Below are 24,230 nucleotides of genomic sequence, written 5' to 3' on the forward strand. Positions count from 1 at the left end.
CGTTCGCGACGATCATCCGCGTCACAGGCGGCCAAGGAAGGCGAGGAGCGGCAGCAGGTGACCGGTCTCCCCGGCGACTCAGCTCCCGCCACGACAGCGTGAAGTTGCTTCCTGTCGATGCTGGTACCAGCATGCGTCGATCTCACGTCCGTCGCCCAGAGTGAACCGTGGCGGTCCTGAGGCAGGAACGAAGCCCGCTGCCGCGAGTGCACCTCGAGAGGCACTGTTCGTCGGCTCCGCGCCCGCTCGTACGACCTTGAGGCCGAGATGTCGGTGACCGATCTGAACGGCCGAGCGGAACAGCTCGACACCCAGTCCCTGCCGGCGGAAGCCCGGAGCCAGCCAGCCACCGATCTCGCCGGAGTGCAGATCCACGCTCGTCGCGCCCGCATATCTGCCGTCGGCCACATGCACGGCGGTCAGCCCGACGAAGCCATCGGAACGGGTCTCGAGCTTCCTCATCATCTTGAAGCGATCGCGCGGCGCGAACCCTGATAGGTCGTCATCCGCACGCATGGACAAAAACATCTCTCGCGTGTCTTCGTCCTGCACAAGTTCGTCAGTCCTGCACCCGAGCCAGCGCTGCGCCTCGGTATCAGAACCAGCCGCCGCGGGAGCCAAGATGTCCAGGGCAATGAGCGGCGTGTAGAGCAACAGTCGCTCGCTGCGCACCACATGCCTGCCCGCACCGCACCTACCGCGCACGGGTGGATGAAGTGGTTCCGTGGGTCGGCGGAACAGTGCTTGCCACATCGTGCCCCGCCCCAATGAGGAAGACTACTGAAGTGCTGTTCCAGCACCACGCGACGGCCGGATATGGCGCGCGACGGCCGAATATAGCTTGTCTCCACAGGCGCCCTTGAGCCTGGGTGTCGACGCCGGCCGGCCGCGCCTTCTTCTCGGGGTCAGGGTTCCATGAGCTGATCGGGGCGAACGTCGAACTCGCTCCGGTCACCTTCCGTGGCTTGCGGCCGCCCGCCCGTGGAGATCGTGATGACCTCATTGCCATGCGGATCTGAGGTGCGACGCAAAATCGCGCAATCGATCGTGACGGCTATGGGGTAGCTGGCTTTGGGGCTCAGCGCATCACCGCCCCCGAAGATCGGCGGCTTGTCGAAGAAGACCCATTGCCGGCCGTTGGCGTCGGTCAGGCGCACCTCGACCCACCCTGGCCAGAAGTCGTCGTCATCATCGAGCGCCCAACGAGTGGCTTCGCATCGTAATGAGGTCATTCCGCCTGCTCTCTTCTTTCGGTTTGCCCCAGAACATGCATCGGGTGCGATGGCACCTCGGGAAAGAGGCAATCTCTGAGTGTGGCCTCTTCTTTATCAGGTCCACCTTCTTGACTGGGCTGAGCGAGGGGCCTGAGGCGTTCTTACGTCGCTCCAGACCCCTGCCGGCCAGCCGCTGAAGGCCGGCGTTGACACCGCAGGGCGGTGAAGGGTGCCCAGCGACCCTCGTGCGACCGCGATACCTTGACATGCAGCCTATTGGCTGCCTAAATTAAAGGCAGCCGTAGGGCTGCATATCGACAGGCGGCGGCCTGGGTACGAAGGCGGACATGGACGAGGTATTCAAGGCACTGGCCGATCCGACCCGGCGCGCGCTGCTCGACTCGCTCAACGCGCACAACGGGCAGACGCTGCGCGAGCTGTGCGCGGGACTCGACATGGCCAGACAGTCCGTCAGCAAGCACCTCGCGGTACTGGAGGAGGCCGGGCTCGTCACCACCGTGTGGCGAGGCCGGGAGAAGCTCCACTACCTCAACGCGGCGCCCGTGCACGAGATGGCTCACCGGTGGATCAGCCGCTACGACCGGACCAGGGTCCAAGCCCTGGCGGACCTGAAACTCGCCCTGGAGGAGACCCCGATGGACGCGCCGACCTTCGTCTACACCACCTACATCCGCACCACCCCGCAAAAGCTCTGGCAGGCGCTGACCGAGCCCGCTTTCACCCGCCGCTACTGGGCCACGGAATTCACCACGGACTGGTCCGTCGGCTCACCGATGACCTGGGACAACCACGGCGTGCGGATCAGCGACCCGAAGCAGGTCGTGCTGGAGGCCGAACCCTACAGCCGGCTCTCCTACACCTGGCACGCCATCACCCCGGAGCTGGCCAAGCGCTTCGACTGGGACGAGGAGTTGCTCGCCAAGCTGTCCGGCGAGGCCCGTTCGAAGGTCACCTTCACGATCGAGGAGGCCGCAGCGCAGGTCGTGAAGCTCACCGTCGTGCACGACGCCTTCGAGCCCGGATCGAGCCTGGCCGACATGGTCAGCGACGGCTGGCCGAACGTGGTGGCAAGTCTGAAGTCGCTCCTGGAGACGGGCGAGCCGCTCCCGGAGGATGCGTAACCGGATGCGTGGCCCGCTGAGCGGCTCGTCCAGTGGCCCGATGCGCAGCCTTCCCGATCAGGGCGGGACGACCTCGCGAGGCCGGCCCGCCCAACGGACACGCCCCCTCCCGAAGGGCCCGTTCACAACGATCGCTCCAGACCCTTGCCACCTCGTACTCCAATAACGATACTCCAGGTAACGAAATCCCGGTTGTCGTTCTGGAGAGCCCCATGGACAGCGTCGTCACCCCTCCCACGCCTGCCTTCGACAAGCCCCTGATGCACTACGGAAAGCGGGTGCTGGAGCGCACCGCGCCCGGTAACGCCCCGGCCGAGTACCGGCTGATGGACATCCGCCCGCTCACCCCGCACATCGGTGCGGAGATCGCCGGAGTCGACCTCTCGCTCCCGATCGGCGAGGACCTCGCCGCGGAGCTGAGGCAGGCCCTGCTGGAGTGGAAGGTGATCTTCTTCCGTGACCAGCACGCCTTCGACCCGAGCGCCCAGCTCGCGCTCTCCGCCCTGTGGGGCACGCCTGAGCCCAACCCGTTCTTCCCCGCCGCCGACACCGCCGGTGTCTCGCGGCTGGCCAAGGACGCCATGGCCATCGGCACCGAGAACATCTGGCACAGCGACCACTCCTTCATGGCCGCACCGGCCCTCGGCTCGGTCCTGCGGGCCGTCGAGGTCCCCGCTGCGGGAGGCGACACCCTCTGGGCGGACATGGGTGCCGCGTACGACAACCTGTCCGAGCGGACGAAGTCCCGGATCGAGGGGCTCACCGCGGTGCACGACTGGGTCGCCAGCTGGGGCCTGACGATGACGGAGAGCCAGATCGCGGCGCACCGGGAGGCCCTGCCGCCCGTCGAGCACCCCGTGGTCGTGCGGCACCCGCGCACCGGCCGCAAGCTGCTCTACGTCAACGAGCCCTTCACCACCCGGATCACCGGTCTATCGGAGACCGAGAGCCGCGAGCTGCTCGCCGAACTGGTCCTGCAGGCCCGTATCCCCGAGTACCAGGTCCGCTTCCGCTGGCAGCCCGGCTCCGTCGCGATCTGGGACAACATCGCCACACAGCACTACGCGATCAACGACTACTACCCGCAGCGCCGCGTCATGGAGCGCATCGCGATCGCCGGCGAGCGGCTGTCCTGACAGCCCTCGCCCGGGGGCTCCTGCCCTGACGTCCCCTGCCAGGACGGGCACCCGCCCACCGGGCAGGCTTCCGCCCGGCCGGCCCGCACCTCGCCGACCGAGGCGGGGCGTCCCCGGCCGGGCGGACCTCCGGCTCGGCCGGGAACGGCGTCTCCTCGCCGACCGCGTCCCGGGCTGTCCTCCGGTCGGGTGCCTGCCCGCATTCTCCGGCCGGCGTCCCAAGGGCCCGGCCGCCTCCTTCTCCCCGCGCCCCTGCCTCCGTCTCCCCGTCCCGACCCGTCCCTCGCGGAGCCCCTGTGACCGACACCGACGTCGTACCCGCTGTGCCCGCCGCCTCCGTGAAGGCGCCGCCCGACCACCGCCGCCGCGCGTGGACCGTCACCGCGCTCCTGGTCGTCTTCATGATGGTCAACTTCGCCGACAAGTCCGTGCTGGGCCTGGCGGCCGACCCCATCCGTGCGGACCTCGGCCTGTCCGCGTCCGCCTTCGGGCTCGCCAACAGCGCGTTCTTCCTGCTGTTCTCGATCTGCGGCGCCGCGGTGGGACTGCTCGCGGACCGTGTACGGCCCAAGTGGCTGCTGCTCACGATGGCCGTCCTTTGGTCCCTGTCCCAGGCGCCGCTGGTCCTGGGCGGAGGGCTCGCGGTACTCGTCGCCTCGCGGGTTCTCCTCGGCGCCGCCGAGGGGCCGGCGTTCCCGGTGGCCCAGCAGACCACGCTGTCCTGGTTCCCCAACCACCGGCGCAACCTGCCCGGGGCACTGATCGTGCTGGGGATCACCCTCGGAGTCCTGGTCGCCGCCCCGGTGCTGACCTGGGTCATCCACGAACACGGCTGGCGCACCGCGGTCGCGGTGGTCGCGGTCGCCGGTGCGGTGTGGGCACTGCTGTGGATCCCCTTCGGCGGAGAGGGGCCCTACGCGGGGACGCGGAACGGCGGGACCCCGGGGCCGGTCACGGCCGACGGCCCCGGCCTCGCTGCCGGTGCTGGTCGGACGGCCCAGGGTTCCGATGCCGACCCGGCGGCCGACGGCCGCGGAGCCGACCGCGAAGCCGAGGCGGCCAAGGGCACGGGGGCCGGGGCGGGTGGCGCCGCGCGCGCGATGCCGTACCGCCGGATCCTCGCGACCCGTACCTGGATCGGGTCCACGGCTGCCTACTTCGGCACCTACTGGGTGATCGCCTTCTGCCTGGTCTGGCTCCCCTCCTATCTCCATGACGGCCTCGGGTACTCCTCGGCCGCGTCCGCCCGGCTCCTCATGCTGGTCTGGGGGCTGAGCGGTGTCGTGGTGCTCGGCCAGGCCGGCCTGACCGGATGGCTGCTGCGCCGCGGGACCTCCAGCCGACGGGCGCGCGGCGGGGTCGGCGGCGTCCTGCTGCTCGTCGGCGCGGCGGCGTGCCTCGCCCTGCCGGCGGCACCGGCCGGTGCCGCGACCGTCGTCCTCCTGGTCGCCGGATTCGGCTGCGCCGGGGCGATGGGCAGCGTCGCCGCGACCACCGTCGCCGAACTGGCGCCGGCCGACCGCCGCGGCGGCGCGCTGGGCATCATGAACGCCGTGGTGACCACCGCGGGTCTGATCGCCCCGACCCTGGTCGGGCATCTCGTGGACACCCACGGGACCGCGGGCTACCGGCAAGCGCTCCTGATCACCGGGGTGCTGCTCCTGCTGGGCGGAATCGCCGCCGTCACACTGATCGACCCGGCCCGCGACGCCCGGCTGCTGTCGGCCCGGCGTACCGCCCCTCTCGCCCCGGACCACGACACCCCGCGCCGGCCCGCCTGAGGACCGCTCCCGCATGCGTCCGCCGGGTCCGGTGGACGCATGCGGGACGGGGGCTCCGCGTGACCCGAATCCCCGTCCCGGCTTCCCGAGCTCTCAGCGACCCCGGCCTCCCTCCTCCCCGGCGTCCAGCGACCTGGCCTCTCCCCCGGCGACGCGCACCCTCCGCCACCGTTCTTCCCGATTCCCCCGCCACCGCCTCCCCCGCTCCCTCCCTACCGCGAGGTATGACGTGAACCCCAGCGCCCTCGACACTTCCTGCCTGGACCGGGCCCTCGCCGAGTTGCGCGGCGGTGCCGCGTCCTGGTCCGCCGCCCCGCTCACCGAACGCGTCGCGCTGCTCGAACGGCTGCTGCGCCGGGTCGACTCGGGCGCGGCCGAACTGGCCGCGGCCGGCGCCCGCGCCAAGGGCTACGATCCCGGCTCCCCGTGGGCCGCCGAGGACTGGACCGGGGGTCCCTGGGCGCTCGCGCAGAACGCCGCGGCGTATCTCCACGTACTGCGGCGCCTCGCCGCGGGCCGCGAACCGCTCGCGGCGAAGGCCGTGCGGGAGACGGCCGGCCGCACCCGCGTCGACGTGTTCCCCGCGACCGGCTGGGACCGGCTGCTGCTCAACGGCTTCAGCGCCCAGGTGTGGATGCGGCCGGGCGTCACCGCCGAGGAGACACGCGACCGCGCGGCAGGCCCGTACCGGGGTCGGCCGGAGCCCTCGGCCGTGGCCCTGGTGCTCGGCGCCGGGAACGTCGCCTCCATCACCGCGCTCGACATCCTGCACAAGCTCTACGCCGAGGGCCAGGTCGTCGTCGCCAAGATGAACCCCGTCAACGCCTATCTGCGCCCCCACTTCGAGCACGTCTTCGCGGAGTTCGTGACCCGCGGCTGGGTCCGTTTCGTCGACGGCGGCGCGGCCGAGGGCGGATACCTCGCCCGTCACGAGGACGTCGACGCGATCCACGTCACCGGCAGCGACCGTACGCACGACGCGATCGTCTGGGGGACGGACGACGACGCCGGGCGGCGCCGGAGCGAGGACCGGCCGCTGATCGGCAAGCCCTTCAGCAGCGAACTCGGCGGGGTCAGCCCGTGCGTCGTCGCTCCCGGCCCGTGGAGCGACGCCGACTTCCGCTTCCAGGCCGAACACATCGTCACCAGCAAGATGAACAACTCCGGCCACAACTGCATCGCCGGCCAGGTCCTCGTCGTACCGCGCGAGTGGGACGGCACCGAGAAGCTGCTGAACGAGATCCGCCGGGTGCTGCGCGCGCTTCCCGCCCGCGCCGACTACTACCCCGGGGCCCGCTCGCGCCTGGAGGCCGTTCTCGCCGCGCACCCGCGGGCGGAGCGGTACGGCGACGGCTGCCGCCTGCTCGTCCCCGATGTCACCAGCCCCGACGACGTCCTCGTCACCGACGAGGTGTTCGCCAGCGCGCTGGGCGTCGTACGGCTGCCGGGCGCGACCGCGGCCGCGTTCCTCCGCAACGCCGTCGACTTCGCCAACGACCGCCTCCCCGGCACCCTCGGCGCCACCCTCGTCGTGCACCCGAGGACCGAGCGGTCGGACCGGGCGGCGGTGGAGGCCGCCGTCGCGGACCTGCGCTACGGCACCCTGGGCGTCAACTGCTGGTCCGGGGTGGGCTTCCTGCTCGGGTTCACCCCCTGGGGCGCCTTCCCCGGCCACACCCGGCAGGACATCGGCAGCGGCATCGGCTTCGTGCACAACGCGTTCATGCTCCGGGGCGAGGACATCGAGAAGACCGTGCTGCGTGCCCCGTTCACGCCCGCACCGCGCGGTCTCGTCACGGGCGACCCTTCGCTGTCCCCGCGCCCCCCGTACTTCGTCACCAACCGCACGGCCCTGACCACCGTGGAGCGCCTCACCCGCTTCACCACGGCGCCCAGTGCCCTGCGGCTGCCCGCCCTCTTCGCCTCCGCGCTGCGCGGCTGAGGCCGCCGGCCCGCGCCGATCCCCGCCGACACCCTTACGGAGAACAGCCCATGCTCAACCTCGCCGTCATGCTGGAGAACAGTGCCCACGCCGTGCCCGACCGTACGGCGGTCGTCCTGGGCGACCGCCGGATGACCTACGCGGAGCTGGACACCGCCGCCCGCCAAGTGGCCGGCCTGTTGCGCTCACGCGGCATCGAGCCGGGCGACAAGGTGGCGCTGTCCTGTCCGAACCTCCCGTCGTTCCCGGTCGTCTACTACGGCATCCTGAAGGCCGGCGCGGTGGTCGTCCCGCTCAACGTGCTCCTGAAGGGCCGTGAGATCGCCTACCACCTGGCCGATTCCGAGGCCAAGGCGTACTTCTGCTTCGAGGGCGGCCCCGAGCTCCCGATGGGTCAGGAAGGGTGGGACGGGTTCAACGAGACGGAGAGCTGCGACCACTTCTTCCTGCTGACCGCGGCACCGACCGAGACCTCCCCGATCCCGGGCACGCGGACCCTGACGTCGGCGCTGGCCGGCCGGAGCGCCGACTTCGAGACGGTCGCCACCGAGGCGGACGACACGGCGGTCATCCTCTACACCTCCGGCACCACGGGCCGGCCCAAGGGCGCCGAACTCACCCACGCCAACCTGGCGCTGAACGCGCTGACCTGCCACAAGATGTTCGGCGAGGTCGGGCACGACGTCCATCTCATCGCCCTGCCGCTGTTCCACTCCTTCGGCCAGACCGTGCAGATGAACGCCGGCCTCGCCGCCCGCGCGACACTGGTCCTGCTGCCGCGCTTCGACGCAGGCTCGGCCCTCGCCCTGATGCGGCGTCACGCCGTCACCTTCTTCGCGGGCGTCCCCACCATGTACGGGGCGCTGCTCGCCGAGGACGTGCCCGAGGCGGAACGGGCGGAGATCGCCGGGAATCTGCGGATCGCCGGCTCCGGGGGTTCGGCGCTGCCGGTCGAGATGCACCGCCGGTTCGAGGAGCGCTTCGGGGTCACCGTCCTGGAGGGGTACGGCTTGTCGGAGACCAGCCCCGCGGTGACGTTCACGCCGCGCGGGGAGCCGGCGCGCGCGGGTTCCGTCGGCCGTCCGGTCTGGGGCGTGGAGGTGGACCTGATCGCCGAGGACGGGACGCCGGTCAAGGGGCCGGACGCCATCGGCGAGATCGTCGTGCGCGGGCACAACATCATGAAGGGCTACTACAACCGGCCCGAGGCGACCTCCGAGGTGCTGCGCGACGGCTGGTTCCGCACCGGGGACCTGGCCCGCCGGGACGCCGACGGATGGCTCTACGTCGTCGACCGCACCAAGGACCTGATCATCCGCGGCGGCTTCAACGTCTACCCGCGGGAGATCGAGGAGGTCCTGCTCACCCACCCCGCCGTGAGCACCGTGGCCGTCGTCGGGGTGCCGCACTCCACGCACGGCGAGGAGGTCAAGGCCTGCGTGGTCCTCTCCCCGGGCGCCGAACTCACCGGCGCGGAGCTGATCACATGGTCCAAGGAGCGGATGGCCGGCTACAAGTACCCGCGTCTGGTGGAGTTCCGCGACCAGCTGCCCACCAACGCCACGGGCAAGATCCTCAAGCGCGAACTGCGGGACGCGCCCACGGCCCCCTGAGGGACCCGCGACACCTCGCTTCCCTGACGGCGCCCCACCACGCGGCGGCCGGCGCGGTCGCCCGCTCGGCCGCCCTCGGGGGTTCAATCACCGGCCGGTTCCGTGAACTCATCACCTCCAGGGGCTACCCCGTGGCACCGCCCCGGCCGGAAGCTCTGGAGCGGACCTTGAAGAGGAGGACGTCATGACGTACACCGCACCACAGCCCGCACCACCGCCCGGGCCCCGAAGGAGGGCGAGGTGGGTCGCCGCTCCCGGCATCGCCTCCCCCGGCCCCGCCGCCCGGTCGGTGGCGGGCGGGCCCGGCCGTACGGTCCGGAGCGCGACCGGGGTGAGCCGATGAACGCCCCGGAAAGCGCCGACTACGTCGTCGTCGGAGCGGGGTCGGCCGGCGCCGCGCTCGCCGGCCGGCTGACCGGGAGCGGCCCGGCATCGGTCGTCCTCCTGGAAGCCGGCGGCCGGGACAAGAAGGCGGCCGTGCACATACCCGCGGCCTTCTCCCAGTTGTTCAGGACCGAGCTCGACTGGGACTACGCGACCGCCCCGCAGCCCGAGCTCTCCGGGCGCCCCGTCTACTGGCCCAGGGGCCGGATGCTCGGCGGCTCCTCCTCGATGAACGCGATGATGTGGGTGCGCGGGTTCGCCGCCGACTACGACGAGTGGGGGGATCTCTGCGGCACCGACTGGTCGTGGAAGGGCCTGCTGCCGTACTTCCGACGCACGGAGCAGGTCCTCGGGGCCACCGACCCGGACCACGGCCGCACCGGCCCCATGAGCGTCGAGCCGCAGCGCGACCCGAACCCGCACACGGCGGCCTTCCTCGACGCCGTCCGCGCGCTCGGCCACACCGTCGAGCCCGCCAACACCGCGACGCCCGACGGGTTCTCGCAGACCATGGTGAGCCAGCGGCGCGGCGCGCGGTGGAGCACCGCGGACGGCTATCTCAAGCCGGCCCGACGCCGCGCGAACCTGCGGGTCGTCACGGACGCGCAGGCCACTCGCGTGCTCTTCGAGGACCGGCGCGCCATCGGCGTCGAGTACGTCGCCGGGGGCGTCACCCGCACGGTGCTGGCCCGCCGCGAGGTCGTCCTGAGCGCGGGCGCCGTCAACACGCCCCAGCTGCTCATGCTGTCCGGCATCGGCGACGCCGGGCATCTGCGCGAGCGGGGCATCGAGGTGCTGGTCGACGCCCCGCAGGTCGGCGCCAACCTCACCGACCATCTCATCAGCGGCCTCGTCGCGGACGCCGCCGACCGGACCCTGTTCGCCGCCGAACGGCCTTCCGAGCTGGTGAAGTACCTGACCCGCCGCCGGGGGATGCTCACGTCGAACATCGGCGAGGCGTACGGATTCGTCCGCAGCCGGCCCGACCTCGAACTGCCCGACCTCGAAATCATCTTCGCCCCGGTGCCGTTCCTCGGTGAGGGTCTCGTCAAGGCGCCGGAGCACGGGCTGACCGTGGGCGCGATCCTGCTGCGCCCCGAGAGCACGGGTTCGGTCACCCTGGCCTCGGCGAACCCCTTCGCCAAGCCGGTCATCGACCCGCGCTATCTGACGGACCCGGACGGCGCCGACCGGGCGGCGCTGCTGGCCGGGCTCGGCGTCTGCGAGGAGATCATCGGCCGGCTCTCCGACCGGGGGCTGTCCACGGGCCGCTTCCTCATGCCGCCAGGGGCCGAGGACCTGCCCCGGGACCGGCGCGACGCGCTCGCCCTGACCGAACACTCCCACACGCTCTACCACCCCGTCGGAACGGCCCGGATGGGCCGCGACGACGCCTCTGTCGTGGACCCGTGGCTGCGGGTACGGGGAGTGCGGGGCCTGCGGGTGGCGGACGCCTCGGTCATGCCGACGATCATCCGGGGTCACACCAACGCCCCGTCCATCGTGATCGGGGAACGGGCGGCGGATCTGCTCACGGCGGACTGAGCCCGGCACACCGGTCCTGAGCACCGCGGCCTGTACTCACGGAGGTCGAGTTCCGCGAGGAGGCGGTCGGGAGCCCGCTCACTATCTCGGCAAGCTCGTCCCGGGCGGATGTCCGCGGCCACGGGGCGAGCCTGCTGGGCCGCCTCCCTCACGAACTCCCCCGGCCCTCTGCCGCCGGGGCCCCACCTCATCGCGTCCTCCGCGGCGGGGTGAAGACGTAGAGGTCGAGGATCTCGGGGCAGGGGGCGACGCCCGGGCCGCCGGCTTCCACCCAGGCGGCGATGTCCTCGGTGGCGTCGGGGTCGTTGACGAGGCCGAGCCAGACCGGGCGGGCGCCCGCGGCGCGTGCGGCGGCGGAGGGCTGGACGACGATCACGTTGGCGTGTTCGCACACGTCGAGGCAGGCCGCGATGCGTACCGGTGCGCTCTCGGCCAGGCGTGCCGTCTGCCGGGCGTGATCCACTCCGGTGACTTTCGGGCTTCCGCAGCAGCAGTCCCGGCAGACGACGATGCGGCACGGTGCCGGTTCGGCGGGCCCTCGTGTTGGCAGTCGGGAATCCGGGTGGCCCGCGGCGGCGGACTTCGTCGTGTCCTCGGTGTCGCTGTTCGGGCCGCCGCTGCCGGTGACCGGCTGGGCGGGTGTGAGGGGACGGGCGGGGGTGGGGAGCACAGGCGGACCTCGGGGTCGGGGCTCGTACGCGGAGCCTGGACTGCGGATGTCCTCCGCGCCGGGGCGCGAAGGTGCCAGCAGGTCTTCGGACTCGGGTTCGTCCGGACGAGGCGCCTTCCCGGTCTCCCAGTGGCTGGTGTGCCCCGCCCGTCCCCCTCACCGCTGCGCGTCAGTTCCGGATTCGCACCGGATTCCCTGGCCTCGGATGTGGCTCGACTGGCCTGATGAGGCTATCAAGCCCGTCGTACCGTCAGTTGGTGCGATCGGTCACCGGGTAGGGACAACGTCATCGGCGGTCAGATCGTCCTGCTCGACGCGATCGAGCGCCTCCTCGACTTCACCGCCGAGGACGGCAAGGAGTACCGGCCGGCCGACCGTGAACGGCTCGCCACGATCGTGGTCCGGCAGCGCGGCTGGCATCTCACCGAGGCACACCTGGAGTTCGACCGCGGACCGGTTCCCGCCGCCCTCGTCGACTTCGGGCTCTACTTCTTCCACTGCGCGCAGCGGCAGATCGACGCTGGGCACGGACCGTACTTCTATCTGCCGAAACTGGAGAACCGGTACGAGGCACGGCTGTGGAAAGACGTATTCATCACCGCGCAGAAGCTGCTGGGCATCCCTAGTGCTCTGACCACATAGGTTCGCCGCGTTGGTGGTCATGGCGGTTGGATGTGCGGTGACGTCCGTCCGATCGCTGGGGGTGTGGTGGCTGATCGTTCGTGTGCGCAGGTTGTCCGACCAGGAAGGGCAGAAGCTGCAGCAGATCGTGCTCCGTGGCAGCACCAGTACGGTGCGGTTCCGGCGGGCGATGATGCTGCTGGCCTCGGCCGGCGGGAACCGGGTGCCGGTGATCGCGAAGCTGGTGCAGGCCGACGAGGACACCGTCCGGGATGTGATCCACAGGTTCAACGAGATCGGCCTGGCCTGCCTGGACCCTCGGTGGGCGGGAGGCCGTCCCCGCCTGCTCAGCCTGGCCTGGGCGACCGAGGCGTTCCGGCTGACCACCGGCGGCGTACGACCGGACACCCAGATCCACACCCACATGTGCTACGCCGAGTTCGGGGACATCGTCCAGGCCATCGACGACCTCGACGCCGACGTCATCAGTCTCGAAGCCGCCCGCTCGCGCATGCAGGTGGCTCGTGAACTCGCGGCGCACGGCTACCCCCGCGAGGCGGGACCCGGCGTGTACGACATCCACTCCCCGCGCGTACCGGACAGCGACGAGGTCGCCGCACTGCTGCGTACCGGGCTGAAGACCATTCCCGCCGAGCGGTTGTGGGTCAACCCCGACTGCGGTCTGAAGACCCGTGGCTGGCCCGAGACCCGGGCGTCCCTGGAGAACCTGGTCGCCGCCGCCCGCACGGTCCGTACGGAGCTCTCCGCGTCCTGACCACCGCGACGTCTTGCCAGGGGAGGAAGCACCCGTCTCCCTCCCCCGGCCCCCGGGTCGGGTGGAAACAGCGGCACAGGGCCCTCGGTGTCCCCGCCCCCGAGTGACCCGGCCAGGTAACTCTCCCGCTGGAGCCCTCAGTGACCAGACCTCCGTTGCCGGTCGCTGTTCCCGGGTACAACCTGTTGGCCGCCCTCGCGGTCATCAAGATGCCGCGGTCTTCGCGCGAAGGACGGTGTCCGCGTCATCCGGTGAACTCGGACGTGGCGTCATGACGGCACCCCCGGGGTCAGAGCCTGCGGCAGCGCTCGTACGCTTCGGTCTCTCATCAGCGGAAGAAACGACGGAATCGATGATCGTCAGTTTTGTCGCCCTCGCGGTAGGCCCCTTGGTCATGGCCGGGATGGTTCGATGGGCGGCGGCAAGGAGGCGGCACGGCCTGGCAGTGGGCCGGGCCGTTCACTTCCGCTGCCGACTCGACGGCCGGAAGGGCCGACTGCTCGCCGACCCGCGCCTCGACGGACCCGTCTTCCTCGACCGCTCCGGCGGCGTCACCGCCCTTCCGCGCGGCGGCGAGGCCCTGGACGCGACGGTCACCACCGTCCGCCAGGCCGCCTTCGAAAAGGTCGGCCTGCGTTACCGGACGCCCGCCGGCCGGGTGTTGAAGCTGAGCCTGGGCACACACGACGCGCGGACGATCGGTCCGTGGCTGGGCGAACAGACCAATCCGACCCAGGCACCCGCCCGCCGGCCGCTGGTGCCGACCGCGCCGCTGTGGGCGGTGCTGGCGCTCGCGGCGTCGCTGTTCGTGGGCTTGGTGGCAGCGGACTTCGCCCTGCTCGGGAAACACACCTCCGCCGAGGTGATCCGTCTGGACCGGGCCGGAGACGGCTGCTTCGTCGGCTGGGACGGCGATGCGCAGTACACGACTGTGGACTGCGACACGATAGACGTCCGCCCCGGCGATCACATCCCGATCATCGCGCTGCCCTGGCCCTTCCTGGGTGAGGCCATGGATACGCGGACCTCCTTGAACGCGGTCGCCGTCCTCGGGGGCGGCCCCGCTCTGCTCGGCCTGGGCGGTGCTCTGATCATCAGCCCGTTGGCCTGCGCACGGCGCGTCCGGAGAGTGCGCCGGGCCGGACCCGCGATCACCCCACCAGCGGCTGCGGGCGACAAGGAGCACGAGAAGAGCGAGGACACGTGGCCCGCGTTCGAGAAGGAGGACGAGGAGAGCGAGGTCGCGTGGCCCGCTCTCGAGGACGGCCTGAACCACGCGAGCCTCGCCGCCGCGGCCCGTCACGCCGATCGCCACGCTCCGGGTCCCCGAGTGACCTCGCCGCGCCGCGGCTTCGGCCGTACGTCCGTCTCGCCGCGCCTCTGGGTGCTGAACACCATCCTCGGCACCGGCGCCTGGTACTTCCTGGTGTTCTCCTGCGCCACCGTCCTCGACGACCACTTCAACCTGGGGCACCGGCGCTTCCTCGTGTTCGGTACGGTCGCCATCGTCTCCCTCGCCCGGCTCGGCTGGTTCATAGCCGACCGGTCCGCCCTCTGCGGCCCGGTGCTGCGGGGTGCCCGTTCCGCCGCCGGGGACGACACGTGGCGGCCCATTCGCTACGTCCGACTGCGCCCCGGTCCCGGCGAGTTGGTGCTGGTCCTGTTCCGTCCGGACGGCGGAGACGTGGCGGCACCGGTGTTCCTCCAGCGCATCTCACGATCCCGCGGCAGTGAGCGCCGCACGATCGGGGGCCCCGCTCCGGTAGGAGACGCTCTGATGCACGACACGGGCGTGGGCCCGCTGATCTGCGAGATCGACGGCGTCCGCTACCTCCCGATGGGCCGTGCCGTCGAGACCTCCGCCGACCCCGCACTCACGCGCGCCGAACTGCGCGGCCTCGCCGAGAGCCACATCCGACCGGTCGGGCGGCGCTAGGGCCTGTCTGACAATTCCCGTCTGCCCGGCGGGCGACGACGCGAATTGTCAGACCGGCCCTAGATCAGGCGGTTTTGACGACGGTGCCCGCGTCTTCGAGCGCCCTCACCTCGTCGGCGGGTGCCGTGGTGTCCGTGACGAGGGTCTGCAGGAGTGTGGAGGGACCCACGTGGGCGAAGGCGGTGCGGCCGAGCTTGCCGCCGTCCGTGGCGACGATGGTGCGGCGGGCCGAGGCGATGCCGGCCTTCTTCACCGCGGCGTCGTCGAGATCGTAGGCGGTCAGGCCGTCCGCCGCGCTCAGGCCGCAGCAGCCGATGACGGCGGTGTCGAAGCGCAGGGCCGCGAGGGAGGCGAGCGTGAGGGGGCCGGTGAGGGCTCCCTCGGCGGCGCGCGGCTGTCCGCCGGGCACCACCAGTGTGGCCGGCCCGGGGGTCTCGCCGAGCAGGTGGATGGCCTGCAGGGAGAGGGGCATCACGGTGACGGGCCGTTCGCGCAGGAGGCGGGCGACCTCCAGACAGGTGGTGCCGCTGTCCAGGACGACGCTCTCACCATCGGCGATCAGCGCGGAGACCTCGGCGGCGATCCGACGCTTGACGTCGATCGCCTCGTGCGCGCGCAACGCGAAGGGGGGTTCCTCGCCCCTGAGCAGCAGGCTGCGTGCCCCGCCGCGGACGCGTTCGAGAACGCCCTGCGCGGCCAGGGTGTCGAGGTCACGCCGGATGGTCATCTCGGAGGCGTTGGTCAGCTCCGCGAGTTCCTGGACCGTGGCGCCGCCGGAGTCCCTGACAGCCTTCGCGATCAGCCCGTGCCGGTCTGCGTTGCTCATGACGGGATTGAACACCATCCGAAAACAAACATGCAAGGTGTTCATTTGCGCACTTTTCAAACGCACAGAATGTTCGTTACGGTACGCGGCATGGAACGATCGCTTCGAGCCGCCCGTGCGGCGACCTACGTCTACTTCGTCCTGTGCGGCACCCTGATGGGCGCCTGGGTCGTGCACATTCCCGCTGTCGAGGAGCGCGTGGGCATCAGCCACGCGACGCTGGGCGGACTGCTGGTGCTGCTCGGGCTCGGGGCCTTCACCGGGATGCAGGTGGCCGGGCCTCTCACCGATCGCTTCGGCGCGCGCGTCGTGGTGCCCACCGGCGGCGTGCTGTGCGGCGCGGCCCTGGTGCTGCCCGGTCTTGCCCGCGATCCCTGGACGCTGGCCGGCGCGTTGCTGGTCTTCGGGTTCTGCAACGGCTGCCTGGACGTGAGCATGAACGCGCACGCCGTGCACGTGGAGAAGGCCTACGGTCGGCCTGTCATGTCAGGTTTCCACGCCACCTTCTCCGTCGGCGGCGTCATCGCCGCGCTCGTCGGGGCGGGTGCCGCGGCCGCCGGTATGAAACCGGTCGCGAGCATGGCCGCCATGGGGGCTGTGGGCATCGTGATCGCCCTGGCCTCGGCGCGCGCCCTGCTGCCGCCCTCCCCCGCCGGTGCCGTCGTCGGCACCGGCACCGGCTTCGCGGAAGAGCCGGAGGTCTCACCGGCCGTGACGCGGCGCGGAGCCGGGGGGCGCGTCTGGCTCCTCGCCGTCCTGGCCTTCATGGTCATGCTGTGCGAGGGCGCCGCCAACGACTGGAGCGCTCTGCACCTGAAGGACGTCCTCGGCGCGTCCGCCGGCACGGCCGCCTTCGCTTACGGCACCTTCGCGGCGGCCATGACCATCGGCCGGCTCGTCGCCGACCGCCTCGTCGCCCGGTTCGGCTCCGTGGCGGTCCTGCGCCACGGCGCGGCCCTGGCCGCGGTCGGCATCACGCTCGTGGCTCTCGGACCGTGGATGTGGGCCGCGTTCACCGGCTGGGCGCTGTTCGGCCTGGGCCTGTCCGGCACTGTCCCGCAACTGTTCAGCGCGGCCGGGCACACCGATCCCGCGGCCGCCGGTGCCAATGTCTCCCGCGTCGCCGGGCTCGGCTACGTCGGCATGCTCGCCGGTCCCGCCGTCATCGGCTGGCTGACCCACGTGGTCGCCCTGAACCACACGTTCGTCCTGCTGACGCTGCTGTGTGTGACCACCGCCGCTGCGGCCGGGATCCTGCGCACCGGGTCCGACCGCACGGGCCGAAGCGAGATGGCACGTAGTAGCTAGCCAGGCGTCCCGTCGGGATCGCTTCTTCGGGCGAGGTGCTGGAGTTGCCGTTCGTGCACGCCGGGCAGCCATTCCCTGCCGTACGTGGCCGACGGGCCGACCCGCGGGTCGCCGGCGGCATCGGCGTCACGCAGGGCGTGCACGTACGCGCGATCCTGGTCGATCCGTCCGCGTACCTCGTCACCGCGGCCGACGGACCCGTGGCCGGGAATGACGACATCGACGTCGTCCGCCACGTCCTCCAGCAGCCTCAGTGCGGTGAGGTAGTTCTGGATCGGGTCAGCGGTGTCGTTCAGGTCGAGCATCGGAATCAGTACGTCGGAGAGCATGTCGCCGGCGACGAGGACACCGCGTTCCTCGATGAACAGCGCCGCATGGCCCGGGGCATGCGCGTCATGTTCGATGATCCGGACGAGAGGGCCGTCCCAAGGAATCTGCGCCGTCCCGGCGGGCAGGCCGGCAATGAGGCCGAGCAGGTCCAGCGGTACCTGGTCGACAATGTCCGGCGGCATCATCGCGGTCACGCGGGCCTTGGCAGCTTCGTCCGGCAGGCGATCCCGGACAGTGGCCGCGCAGCGCGCGGTGCCGTAGCGAGGCGCCGGGCCGAGCGTGGCGTGCCAGAGCAGGTGATCCCAATGGGGATGCGTGGAAAACCCTGCCACAACGGTCTGGCCCGAACCGGACAGGTCGTCGGCGAGGCAGACCATCTCGCGGCCCAGCACCCCGGCGTCGATGAGCAGCACGCCGGGGTGGCCTTGCACGACGACGGCGTTGCTCCGCACGAACTCGCTCTCGTGGATGAGCACACCCTCCGCTACCTGCTTCAGCACGGGGGCTCCTTCCGCTCACGGTCCGCATCACCTCGTCGAGACCGTATCGGCTCGCCGCGCTGAGGCTCGGCGGCGGCGCGCCACGTTCGGGAGTAGCCCTCTCGGAGGGGGCCACCCGCGAGGGCGAGGATCTCCAGAGCGGCGTAGGCGAAGTCCTCCGGCTCGCCGTTCTCGCAGAGGTGGCGGTAGCCGTCGAGGAGCGCTCCGCCGTGCACGGGGTCGGCCTGCAGCAGGCGGCGGGGCAGCCACTTGCCGCCGCCGGTCCAGGCCCGGCAGTGGTCGAAGAGGAGGTCGGCGGCGGTGCTGAGGACGACGGCGGCCACGGCGAGCCGCTCGACGACGTCCGCGGTGTCGGCGAGATCGTCCAGCGCATCGGTGAGCACGTAGCGCAGGCTCTCGACGGTGGCGGGGGCCAGTGCGCCGGGGCCCTCACGGAGCACGCCCTCAGCGAGCCGCTTGATGTGGGTGGCCGCTCCGTCCCGCTCGGAAAGGACCAGACCGTCGGCGTACATGCACTGCATGACGCCGCGGCGGGAGGCCGTGTCGGCGGCGAAGAGTTCGTCGAGGCCGGCCCGCGTGTGGACGAACAGCTCAACCAGCCGCCCCTCGAAGCGGAGCGTCTCCCGGCGGGTCTCGCCGCCGTCCTCTATCAGGACCGCGATGTCCAGGTCGCTGGTGGAGGTGGCGCGGCCGGACACGGTGGAGCCTGCCAGGACCGCGCTCAGGGCATCGGGGAAACGCTCGGCGGTGAGGCGCCGCGCCTGGCCGATGGGGTGGGTCGGGTCATCAGGGTCACTGCTCATGATCGCCAGGCTGGCACGCCCGCCGTCGCCGACGCGAGGGGTTTCCTGCCGCCCGCGCCAGGCACTGCCCTCCGGATCACTCCGGGCCCGCGACCTCCGGCACCGCGCCTCTCTGCGTTCCGCCCACGCTCCGCCTCTCTGCGTTCCGTCGGTCGCCCACGCTCCGCCTCTCCCCCGCTTCGGGCCCGAAGGCCCCTGCGGCCTGCGGCTGTTCTCTGTCGCCGTGCGGATCGTGAGCCCCGGCGACCACCGTCTGGCGGCCCGGTGGCCGCGGACGGTCGGTTCGCCTGCGCTGAGGCTTTCGGGTGCTTCTGTCGCGTGATCATGAGACCCGGCGCGCCAGCGCCCGTTTCCGGGCATATTCCTCACTAATATCCCAGCATTGTCAAAGTCGATCTTCCGCATAGATCGCACCCCCCTCACTCCATCGGAGATGACATGCACAAGCTTCGCAACGTTGCCGTCCTGATCGCCGCGATCGGCAGCATCGGACTCGTGGGCGGCACGGCCCACGCCGGTGACCACGGCGACGGGCTCACCGTCAAGCAGTCCTCCAGCTGCAAGTCGCACGACCTGAACGTGGATGTCCTCGGCCAGGTCGGCCTGCTCAACGGCCTGGGCGGCAACCTGCTGGGCGGCGAGGGCAACCCTGGCGCCCAGGCCACCAGCCTCGGCTCCAGCGCGGGCTGCAGCAACAGCGCCTTCTGACGTCCCGGCCGACGCGGAGTCGCCGGCCGATAGATGGGTCCCGGCCCGGGCCTCAAGCCCGGGACCGGGACCGTATGCGTGCGCCGGCAGGGCTCCGGGGTGAGCTTGTTCCGCTGTGACGGACACCGACCGTGGCACCGATGCACCCGGCGAGCGGCACTTGGGACAGTCCCCCGATATCGGGCCCCGGCGGCTTGTGAATCTCAACGAGATCCGGGCATGGCGGGGTCTGGCCACGCGCTATGACAAGGCGGCGCCCGCGAACTCGAAGGCGGGGCTCCACCTACGGGGATCCATCATCTGAATACGCAGCCTCGACCCCGGGCCGCGGCGCCCCGCCGGGAAGCCGGACGCCGCGACCTCTCAGGTCAGGCCGACGCGGTGACCGCTCCGCCGAGGTGCCGGGCGAAGAACCGGACCGCGCTGTCGGCCTCGAACCGAGGCAGCTCCTTGTGCTTGCCCGAGTTCACGTGCAACGACTTCTCCTTCGAGGCGAAGGCCTCGAAGAGCGCGAGACCCTCCTCGCGCGAGATGTGCTCGTCATCCCACTGCATGTCGAACTCGATCGGGATGGTGATCTGCTTCGCCTTCTCGGCCAAGGCTTCGGGCCAGTGCTGACCGAAGACCGCGGCGGTGACCCTGGGTTCGACCGCCACGAACGGTACGCCGATCGCGGTGCCCATGTTGATGCCCCAGAAGCCGACCGGCCCGTCGGTGCCGATCTCCGGGAGTTCCTGGAGGGCATCCAGTGCCGCCACGTACTCGGGCACGGCGAGCTCCGCCAAGTGGTCGTTGTAGCGCACGACGATCGGGCCTTCCGGCTCGCCTGCCGCCCTCGCCCGGAACAGCTCGGCGATTTCCGCCTCGTCGTGCGCAGTGCGCGGCCGGTCGCCGTGGCCGGGCGCGTCGATGACGGCGACGTGGAAGCCGCAGCCGGTCACGAGCCGTTGGGCGCGGCCGGACATCGCCGGGTGCTTCTTGTGGTTGCCGCCGCCGTGGGCCATCAGGACCAGGGGCGCGCGATCGGCCGCATCGGAAGCCGGCGACCAGAGGACACCGGGGACACGGCCCACGGTGAAGTCGCGTTCGAGCATGCCGCTCGACGACGACTCGGCGGTGAACTGCAGAGAGTGCACAGGTGTTGCCTTTCGGGAGTGCCTTGTGGTCGAGGCGCTCCGGGCGACACCTAAGGTCAATCGCCGGCCGTGACGGCAAGGGGGAGCACCCACGTCGATACAGCGTTCATGGGTCTCACCTCCTCGGGCGGTGTCACGGTCGCCTGGAAGCTATCAGAACGTTCATCCATCGCTCCAACTCTTTTCCAGGGCATGTGATCACGACTCCAGACAGGCCCTGGATTCTTCCCGTCGCCGCTTCCACAGGGCGGCGGACACACCGTCCGCCGCGCCGACAGGTGGCCCACCCGCGCACGCGCCTGGCGTCGAGGATGCCGATGCTAGCCGCCGTCGGACCCGTTCACGGGACGCCGCTCCGGTCGGCACCTCGGGCAGAAGGCACTTCAAGCCACCTTGTCGGGCGCCCAATTCCGGGCTGCGCCACGGCAGTTCGAGAATCCTTTCTTCCGGCTTCGCCCCAGGTCATCGGCCTCGCACCCGCGCGAACGGGCCTGGGAGCACAGCCGGTTCGGATTGTCCGGATCGCGGTGCCGTCCCCCGCTGATTGTCGGTGGCGTGAGCGAGGGTGCCGTCCACAGAGCAGACCACCTCGCCGAAGGAGACCGGTGCCGTCGACGCCGTCTTGCCGTCCCCGCTCGGGCTGGGACAGCTCCACCGTCCCCTTGACGAGTGAATCGAACGGTCGAGTGCGTCGCGCATGGCCGACAGCACTTGACCTCCCCCTCTGGTATCGAACTTGCACTCGACCCGTCGCCCGGAGCTACCCGTATCCGCCCCGTGATCAGGGACGTTGTGCGAGTGCTCTGCCCATTCCCCGCAGCCGAGGAGAATCCGTGAATCCCGTCCGCGTACTGACCGCCCTTCACCCCGTGTTCGAGAATCCCCCCGCTCAGACCGCCCGGACCATCGCGTTCCGGCGTCCCGTCGACGTGCGTCGCGCCCTGTTCGCCTCCACATCCCGACCGTCATCAGGGTGGGCGGCATGAGCGAGCCCAGGGATGCATCAGCCGAGGGCGTCCCGGGGCCGCGCACCACCCCCGTGGCACCCCCCGCCGCGACGCCGCCCCCCGAACCGCGGAACAGGCCGGAAGCCCACCCCGAAACCGAGCCGGGCGTCTCCCCGGAACCGCAGATGCGCTACGTCGACCTGACCGGCAGCCGAGAAGCGGCCGGCCGCTCCATCCGGATGCGCGACATGGCCCGGCGCCTGCCCCAGTTGGTGCGCCGCTCACTGGCTCTCGCCTGGCGGGTCGACCGGAGAGCGACCACCGGTCTCCTGCTGTGCCAAGCTGCCGCGGGCGTGATGCAGGCGCTCGGCCTGGTCGCCATCAGCGGCACCCTCACCGCGCTTTTCACCAGCGGAGACGTCTACCACCGACTCCTCCAAGCCTGGCCGTCCGTAGCCCTTCTGGCCGGAGCCTCCGGAGCACGCGCCCTCCTGGGGATCACCGTCAGCTGGCTGTCCTCCCGGCTCGGCCCGCTGATGTCGCGCGAGGCCGAGCAGATGCTGCTCACCGGCTGCGCCGAGGCGGAGCTGTGCGCCTACGACGAGCCGGACTTCAACCGCGCCCGCGAGGCGGCCGACCGCGGAGCACAGGTCACCGGTGACCTGATCGACGAGGGCCAGGACCTCATCGCCTCAGGCGCCAGTTTCCTCGCCGGGGCGGTGGTCCTGGCCGGTGTGCACCGGGTCCTTCTCCCCCTCCTGGTGGCGGCCAGCATTCCCCAGGCTCTGGCCCAGGTGAGTGCCGCCCGGGTGCGCTACCTGGCGAACCTGCGCAGCAACGGTGACCAGCGCATGCTGTCGGTGCTGCGCTGGCACATCTTCACCAAGGACGCCGCCGACCAGATCCGCGCCGGCACCATGGCCGGATTCCTGTCCGGCCGGTACCGGCAGACGGTCGCCCGGATCAACCGTGAGGACCGGGCCGCGGCCGACAAGGGCGCCCGCATGTCCCTGTTCGGCGCGCTGTGCGGAGGCCTGGGATCGGCGGTGGTGTGGGCGGCCGTGGTGTGGCTGCTCGCGAGTGGCCGTATCACCGTCGGCCATGCCGGGACGGCCGTCTTCGCTCTGCAGACAGTGGGCATGTCGGTCCGCGGTCTGGTGTCCGTCGGCGCGCGCGCCATGCGCACGGGCCTGTACATGGACGACTGGAGCGGCTTCCTGGACAAGGCCGGCGGCTTCCGTATGCGCCGTGGCCCGCGCCGTCCCGAGCCGCCGACGACGATCGAGATCAGGTCGGTCACCCACCGCTATGCCGGCAAGGACCGCGACGCGCTGTCCGACGTCTCGCTCACCTTGCGCCGCGGCGAGGTCACCGCTCTCGTGGGCTTCAACGGTTCCGGGAAGTCGACGCTGTCGAAGCTGGTCGGCGGCCTGTACCTGCCCACGGACGGTCAGGTGCTGTGGGACGGCGTCTGCACCCGCGACGCCGACCCGCAGGCTCTGTGGCAGCAGGTTGCCTTGGTGCCCCAGGACTACGCGCACTGGCCACTGACCGTGCGCGAGAACGTGACCCAGGGACAGCCCACGGCGCGCGGCGACGCGGCGGTACGTGAGGCGTGCGAGGCGTCCGGTGCCGACGAGGTGGTCGCCAAGCTCGGTGCCGGACTGGACACCCTCCTGGCCCGCGAGTGGCTCAACGGGGAGGAACTCAGCGGCGGCCAGTGGCAGCGCGTCGCCCTCGCGAGGGCGTTCTTCCGCCAGGCCGGACTGCTGGTCCTGGACGAGCCGACCGCGAACCTCGACCCCCGCGCCGAGTACTCCATTTTCCAGCGGCTGCGGGGTCTCGCCCAGGACCGCGTGGTGCTCCTGGTGACCCACCGCATCACCAATGTCGCCGTCGCCGACCGGATCGTCGTCCTCGACGAAGGCAGGATCGTCCAGGAGGGAACCTACGCTCGGCTCGCTCAACAGCCGGGTCCGTTCCGGCAGTTGCTGTCCTACCAGATCACGACCGAGCCGGACGGCGAGAAACACGGGACACCCGCATGAGGCGCCGGAACCGGCAGGCCGCCGTGGTCGAGCCGTGCGAGCGCCCGGCGGAACCCGAGGAGGTGCTTCATGACCTCCCGCACTGACCACTCCCCACCCGGCACCCAGCCCTCGCTGTGGCGACACCGCGACTTCCGCCGCTACTTGACCGGTCAGGCAGCCGGCGTGACCGGCAGCTCGATCAGCGCCATGGTGATCCCCGTCCTGGCGGTACTCGAGCTGGACGCGACCACCGCCGAGGTCGCCTGGCTGACCTTACTGGGTCAACTGCCGCCCGCCCTGCTGGCCTTGCACGCCGGGGCCCTCGCCGATCGCCACTCCAAGCGGAAGCAGATGATCATCGGCGATCTGGTCAGCGCCACCGCGCTGGCCGGCGTGCCGGTAGCGGCCGCACTGGACAGGCTGTGCCTGGCCCAGCTGATGGTGGTCGCGGCCGTGCAGGGCGCGGCGGGCGTCCTGCACGATGCCGCAGCGATCAGCATCCTGCCCAGCCTGGTCGACCGGTCCCTGATCCAGCGGAGCAACAGCCGCATCGGCGGGCTCTTCGCCGTCGCCGCCACCGCGGGCAGCAACCTCGGCGCCGCTCTGACCGCGCTCCTCGGCCCGGCCCGGGCCCTTGTCGGGGATGTCATCTCCTACCTCATCAGCGCCTGGTGCACCTCCCGCATCCAGGCCCCCGACAGCCCCCGGGGAGCCGCGGCGGGGCGCCGGCTGCACACCGAGATCGGTGAGGGCCTGCGGTACGTGCACCACGACCACCGGCTGCGGACGCTGACCCTGGTCAACGCCACGACGTCGGCCGCCCTGGCCCTCCTGAACACCCTGTGGGCGTTGTACCTGCTTGTTCCTGCTTAGCGACCGTGTT

19 protein-coding genes, 1 pseudogene and 1 riboswitch are annotated in these 24,230 nt (G+C 71.2%); of the genes and pseudogenes, 13 read left to right on the plus strand and 7 right to left on the minus strand.

Translation table 11 applies throughout. The annotated features are described in order from the left end of the window. Nucleotides 1-78: 78 nt before the first annotated feature. Entirely contained in the window at nt 79-675 is a 597-nt protein-coding gene (locus ACF07B_RS21030; RefSeq protein WP_392180017.1) for a GNAT family N-acetyltransferase, read from the minus strand. 230 nt (nt 676-905) lie between these two features. Further along, entirely contained in the window at nt 906-1,232 is a 327-nt protein-coding gene (locus ACF07B_RS21035; protein WP_392180018.1) for a hypothetical protein, read from the minus strand. A gap of 329 nt (nt 1,233-1,561) precedes the next feature. On the opposite strand from ACF07B_RS21035, the gene ACF07B_RS21040 reads away from it, so the two are divergent. The 6 genes from ACF07B_RS21040 (at nt 1,562) to ACF07B_RS21065 (ending at nt 10,757) form a co-directional block, all read left to right on the plus strand. Beyond that, nucleotides 1,562-2,356 (plus strand): ArsR/SmtB family transcription factor, encoded by a 795-nt coding sequence (locus ACF07B_RS21040; RefSeq protein WP_392180019.1) that lies wholly within the window; start codon nt 1,562-1,564, stop codon nt 2,354-2,356. Between the two features lie 212 nt (nt 2,357-2,568). After that, nucleotides 2,569-3,492, plus strand: coding sequence for a TauD/TfdA dioxygenase family protein (locus tag ACF07B_RS21045; RefSeq protein WP_392180020.1), 924 nt, complete (start codon nt 2,569-2,571; stop codon nt 3,490-3,492). Between the two features lie 296 nt (nt 3,493-3,788). Further along, nucleotides 3,789-5,273, plus strand: a complete 1,485-nt coding sequence (locus ACF07B_RS21050; protein WP_392180021.1) for an MFS transporter — start codon at nt 3,789-3,791, stop codon at nt 5,271-5,273. Between the two features lie 229 nt (nt 5,274-5,502). Then, nucleotides 5,503-7,215 carry an aldehyde dehydrogenase family protein gene (locus ACF07B_RS21055; protein WP_392180022.1) on the plus strand — a complete coding sequence of 571 codons (1,713 nt, stop codon included), beginning with the start codon at nt 5,503-5,505 and terminating at the stop codon, nt 7,213-7,215. Between the two features lie 50 nt (nt 7,216-7,265). Then, nucleotides 7,266-8,828, plus strand: coding sequence for a long-chain fatty acid--CoA ligase (locus ACF07B_RS21060; protein ID WP_392180023.1), 1,563 nt, complete (start codon nt 7,266-7,268; stop codon nt 8,826-8,828). Nucleotides 8,829-9,167: 339 nt separating this feature from the next. Further along, complete coding sequence (locus tag ACF07B_RS21065; protein ID WP_392180024.1) at nt 9,168-10,757, plus strand: GMC family oxidoreductase; 1,590 nt, start codon at nt 9,168-9,170, stop codon at nt 10,755-10,757. 187 nt (nt 10,758-10,944) lie between these two features. On the opposite strand, the gene ACF07B_RS21070 is transcribed toward ACF07B_RS21065, so the two are convergent. Further along, nucleotides 10,945-11,307 carry a (2Fe-2S) ferredoxin domain-containing protein gene (locus ACF07B_RS21070; RefSeq protein WP_392180192.1) on the minus strand — a complete coding sequence of 121 codons (363 nt, stop codon included), beginning with the start codon at nt 11,305-11,307 and terminating at the stop codon, nt 10,945-10,947. 178 nt (nt 11,308-11,485) lie between these two features. Next, nucleotides 11,486-11,663: riboswitch (cobalamin riboswitch) on the minus strand. A 31-nt stretch (nt 11,664-11,694) separates the two neighbouring features. Between ACF07B_RS21070 and ACF07B_RS21075 the strand changes: the two are divergent. From ACF07B_RS21075 to ACF07B_RS21085, 3 genes and pseudogenes are all read left to right on the plus strand, one after another. Next, a pseudogene (locus ACF07B_RS21075) lies at nt 11,695-12,051 on the plus strand (malate synthase A); the annotation flags it as partial. Between the two features lie 37 nt (nt 12,052-12,088). After that, entirely contained in the window at nt 12,089-12,823 is a 735-nt protein-coding gene (locus tag ACF07B_RS21080) for a helix-turn-helix domain-containing protein (RefSeq protein ID WP_392180025.1), read from the plus strand. A 445-nt stretch (nt 12,824-13,268) separates the two neighbouring features. After that, on the plus strand, nt 13,269-14,759 hold the full coding sequence (locus ACF07B_RS21085; RefSeq protein ID WP_392180026.1) for a hypothetical protein: 1,491 nt from the start codon (nt 13,269-13,271) through the stop codon (nt 14,757-14,759). Nucleotides 14,760-14,823: 64 nt separating this feature from the next. Here the strand turns inward: ACF07B_RS21085 and ACF07B_RS21090 are convergent, their stop codons facing one another. Beyond that, nucleotides 14,824-15,585 carry a DeoR/GlpR family DNA-binding transcription regulator gene (locus ACF07B_RS21090; RefSeq protein WP_384241873.1) on the minus strand — a complete coding sequence of 254 codons (762 nt, stop codon included), beginning with the start codon at nt 15,583-15,585 and terminating at the stop codon, nt 14,824-14,826. 90 nt (nt 15,586-15,675) lie between these two features. On the opposite strand from ACF07B_RS21090, the gene ACF07B_RS21095 reads away from it, so the two are divergent. Further along, nucleotides 15,676-16,893, plus strand: a complete 1,218-nt coding sequence (locus ACF07B_RS21095) for an MFS transporter (protein WP_392180027.1) — start codon at nt 15,676-15,678, stop codon at nt 16,891-16,893. Here the strand turns inward: ACF07B_RS21095 and ACF07B_RS21100 are convergent. Then, nucleotides 16,890-17,699, minus strand: a complete 810-nt coding sequence (locus tag ACF07B_RS21100) for an MBL fold metallo-hydrolase (RefSeq protein ID WP_392180028.1) — start codon at nt 17,697-17,699, stop codon at nt 16,890-16,892. The two genes, ACF07B_RS21095 and ACF07B_RS21100, sit on opposite strands and share 4 nt — an antisense overlap. 17 nt (nt 17,700-17,716) lie before the next feature. Further along, nucleotides 17,717-18,526 (minus strand): nucleotidyltransferase domain-containing protein, encoded by an 810-nt coding sequence (locus ACF07B_RS21105; RefSeq protein ID WP_392180029.1) that lies wholly within the window; start codon nt 18,524-18,526, stop codon nt 17,717-17,719. Nucleotides 18,527-18,964: 438 nt separating this feature from the next. Between ACF07B_RS21105 and ACF07B_RS21110 the strand changes: the two genes are divergently transcribed. Then, complete coding sequence (locus ACF07B_RS21110; protein WP_392180030.1) at nt 18,965-19,234, plus strand: hypothetical protein; 270 nt, start codon at nt 18,965-18,967, stop codon at nt 19,232-19,234. 368 nt (nt 19,235-19,602) lie between these two features. Here ACF07B_RS21110 and ACF07B_RS21115 read toward each other — a convergent pair whose 3' ends face one another. Further along, nucleotides 19,603-20,370: an alpha/beta hydrolase gene (locus ACF07B_RS21115; protein WP_392180031.1), complete on the minus strand. Its 768-nt coding sequence runs from the start codon at nt 20,368-20,370 to the stop codon at nt 19,603-19,605. Nucleotides 20,371-21,502: 1,132 nt separating this feature from the next. Between ACF07B_RS21115 and ACF07B_RS21120 the strand changes: the two genes are divergently transcribed. Further along, complete coding sequence (locus tag ACF07B_RS21120) at nt 21,503-23,365, plus strand: ABC transporter ATP-binding protein (protein ID WP_392180193.1); 1,863 nt, start codon at nt 21,503-21,505, stop codon at nt 23,363-23,365. A gap of 69 nt (nt 23,366-23,434) precedes the next feature. Then, a complete protein-coding gene (locus tag ACF07B_RS21125; RefSeq protein WP_392180032.1) occupies nt 23,435-24,220 on the plus strand; it encodes an MFS transporter in 786 nt (261 codons plus the stop codon). The last annotated feature ends 10 nt before the right edge of the window (nt 24,221-24,230 follow it).

It is taken from the genome of Streptomyces sp. NPDC015532, from assembly GCF_043078065.1.
In the GTDB taxonomy this organism is placed as follows: Bacteria; Actinomycetota; Actinomycetes; order Streptomycetales; family Streptomycetaceae; genus Streptomyces.

Excerpts from the sequence above, each read along its gene's own strand:
- ACF07B_RS21040 (WP_392180019.1), top strand. The coding sequence starts at position 1,562 with ATGGACGAGGTATTCAAGGCACTGGCCGATCCGACCCGGCGCGCGCTG.
- ACF07B_RS21060 (WP_392180023.1), top strand. The coding sequence starts at position 7,266 with ATGCTCAACCTCGCCGTCATGCTGGAGAACAGTGCCCACGCCGTGCCC.
- ACF07B_RS21095 (WP_392180027.1), top strand. The coding sequence starts at position 15,676 with ATGGAACGATCGCTTCGAGCCGCCCGTGCGGCGACCTACGTCTACTTC.
- ACF07B_RS21065 (WP_392180024.1), top strand. The coding sequence starts at position 9,168 with ATGAACGCCCCGGAAAGCGCCGACTACGTCGTCGTCGGAGCGGGGTCG.
- ACF07B_RS21105 (WP_392180029.1), bottom strand. The coding sequence starts at position 18,526 with ATGAGCAGTGACCCTGATGACCCGACCCACCCCATCGGCCAGGCGCGG.
- ACF07B_RS21035 (WP_392180018.1), bottom strand. The coding sequence starts at position 1,232 with ATGACCTCATTACGATGCGAAGCCACTCGTTGGGCGCTCGATGATGAC.
- ACF07B_RS21090 (WP_384241873.1), bottom strand. The coding sequence starts at position 15,585 with ATGAGCAACGCAGACCGGCACGGGCTGATCGCGAAGGCTGTCAGGGAC.
- ACF07B_RS21120 (WP_392180193.1), top strand. The coding sequence starts at position 21,503 with ATGCGCTACGTCGACCTGACCGGCAGCCGAGAAGCGGCCGGCCGCTCC.
- ACF07B_RS21045 (WP_392180020.1), top strand. The coding sequence starts at position 2,569 with ATGGACAGCGTCGTCACCCCTCCCACGCCTGCCTTCGACAAGCCCCTG.
- ACF07B_RS21110 (WP_392180030.1), top strand. The coding sequence starts at position 18,965 with ATGCACAAGCTTCGCAACGTTGCCGTCCTGATCGCCGCGATCGGCAGC.
- ACF07B_RS21080 (WP_392180025.1), top strand. The coding sequence starts at position 12,089 with ATGGCGGTTGGATGTGCGGTGACGTCCGTCCGATCGCTGGGGGTGTGG.
- ACF07B_RS21125 (WP_392180032.1), top strand. The coding sequence starts at position 23,435 with ATGACCTCCCGCACTGACCACTCCCCACCCGGCACCCAGCCCTCGCTG.